The 2,086-nt window shown below is 70.1% G+C and carries 2 protein-coding genes; both read right to left on the bottom strand.

The genetic code is table 11. The annotated features are described in order from the left end of the window. A partial coding sequence (locus VEG08_14765; GenBank protein HXZ29254.1) for a hypothetical protein occupies positions 1–527 on the bottom strand: 527 nt, incomplete at its 3' end. 138 nt (positions 528–665) lie between these two features. Further along, positions 666–2,086: helix-turn-helix domain-containing protein (locus VEG08_14760; GenBank protein HXZ29253.1), on the bottom strand; the 1,421-nt coding region annotated here is incomplete at its 5' end.

Below are 2,086 nucleotides of genomic sequence, written 5' to 3'. Positions count from 1 at the left end.
ATGAGCGCCACTATGCCGGTAAAGGAATCGAGAAAGATCTTGTCCGTGGCGGGCGCCCATGATTGCCCGTACTCCAGGGTGCCCGCGGGGACGCCGTGGCTGTTAGCGATTTCGAGGCCATTCAGGTAGTACACGTAGCGAGGCGCCCCGAGCGCGTGAATGAACCGGATGTGTACGACGAGCACTATGGCGACGACGGCGGCTCCCAAAAGCAGCGGGAGGGCATTCTTACTGACGTCGTCAGCGAGCGCGCCAGCCTGATCGCGAAACGATGAGCGGCGAAGAGCCACCACCCACAGCGCGGCTGAAAGGGCAAGCCACAGGAGGATGAAGACGCCAAGATGGAAAAAATGGATGGCGGCCAGGACGAAAGCGCAGCCGCCGGCTGCTGCGTAGCCGAGGCCGAACGCCGCAGCTGTGCGGGTGACAATCGACACCTCACCTGGCCGGAAAGCGGCCAGCGACGCGGCGATGCCTGGGAGCGCAAGCAGGACGGCAACTACCGCCAACACGATGAGACTGTGCACGGGCCCCGGCTCCTCTGTTCCTCAGGCCGCTCCGCCGGACTGGGTCACCCTACAGTCCGGCGCTTGCCCCTGGTGACGCGAAAGCCGCTAGTTGCCCTGCGCTTTGCGTCAGTTCCAGCCGGTATCCGGGCCCACCGCTCATGCGGTGTCTGTTGCTTCACCCCTCCCGTGACGGTCGAGGAACTCGTACACGTCGGTCTCGTCCACCCCGGGGAAGCTCCCGGTGGGCAGGGCGGACAGGATGTGCGCGTGGGCGCGGGCCGACGGCCACGCCATTCCTCCCCATCGCGCGGCCAGCGCGGCCGGCGGCCGCTGGCAGCAGTCGCCATCGGGGCACCGCGATGAGACCCGGATGTCCGTGTCGCGGCCGCGGAACCAGCGGCAGTGCTCGTAGGTGGTGCCCAGGGTGATGGCGAACCCGCGGTCGCGCCCGGGGTCCACGTGGGAGGTGCACCAGTAGGTTCCCGACGGCGTGTCGCTGTACTGGCAGCGGGTGGAGAAGCGGTCCGCCGAGGCGAAGATCTGCCGGCCCGCCCACCGGCGGCACATCCGCTGGCCCTCGATCGCCCCGGACGCGTCGGCGGGCAGCACCAGGCCGTCGTTCTCGTACGCCTTGTAGATGATCCCGCTCTCGTCGCTCTTGACGAAGTGGCACGGCAGCCCCAGGTGATGGGTCGCCAGGTTGGTGAACCGGTGGGCCGCCATCTCGTAGGAGACGGAGAACACGTCCCGCAGGTCCTCCACCGACAGGTCCCTCGCCTGCTTGGCGTCGGCCAGGAAGCCGGCGGCGGTCTGCTCGGGGACGAGCACCGCCGCGGCGAAGTAGTTGGCCTCGACCCGCTGCCGCAGGAAGTCGGCGAAGTCACGCGGTATGTCATGGCCGAGCACGAAGTGCCCGAGCGCCTGCAGCAGGATGGCCCGCGGCGTGTGCATGCCCACCGCCTCCTGCTTGAGGTGGATCCGCCGCTGCCGGAGGTCGGTGATGGACCGCACCGACCGGGGCAGGTCCTCGGCATAGTTCACCGTGAACCCGTGGTGGGCGAGGATGGCGAGCAGCGTGCCCTGCGACAGCGCCCCGCCGTGGTAGCCGACCACCTGCAGGGCGCCGGACGCCAGCCGCTCGATCTCGGCGAAGTAGTTGCCGCGCTCCCGCATGGCCGCCCGCAGCTCCGCGTTGGCCGCCCGCGCCTCCTCGGGGGTGGCGGTCGGCCGGGTGCGCTGCCGGCGCAGCTCGGCGTAGAGGGCCACCAGATGCTCGAGCACATCGCTGGGCACCCGGGCGCCGACCTTCAGGTAGGGCAGGCCCAGATCGGAGTAGACCGGGTCGCGCTGCGCCTCCTCCAGCATGATCTCCAGCTGCGCACGGCGGCTCGGGGGCTGGTGGCGCAGCAGCTCCCCCGGCGCCACCGACAGCGCCGTGGCCAGGGACTCGATCAGCGACAGCTTCGGCTCCCGGCGCCCGTTCTCCAGCAGCGACAGCGCCGACGGCGCCCGCCCGACCCGCCGGCCGAGCTCGGCGAGCGTCAGGCCACGGGAGCGCCGCAGGTGGCGCAGGCGCT

The sequence above is a fragment of the Terriglobales bacterium genome, from assembly GCA_035624475.1.
Classification (GTDB): Bacteria; Acidobacteriota; Terriglobia; order Terriglobales; family Acidobacteriaceae; genus DASPRL01.
Note: the sequence above shows the minus strand (reverse complement) of the source record. Positions and strands in the feature narration are given on the sequence as shown.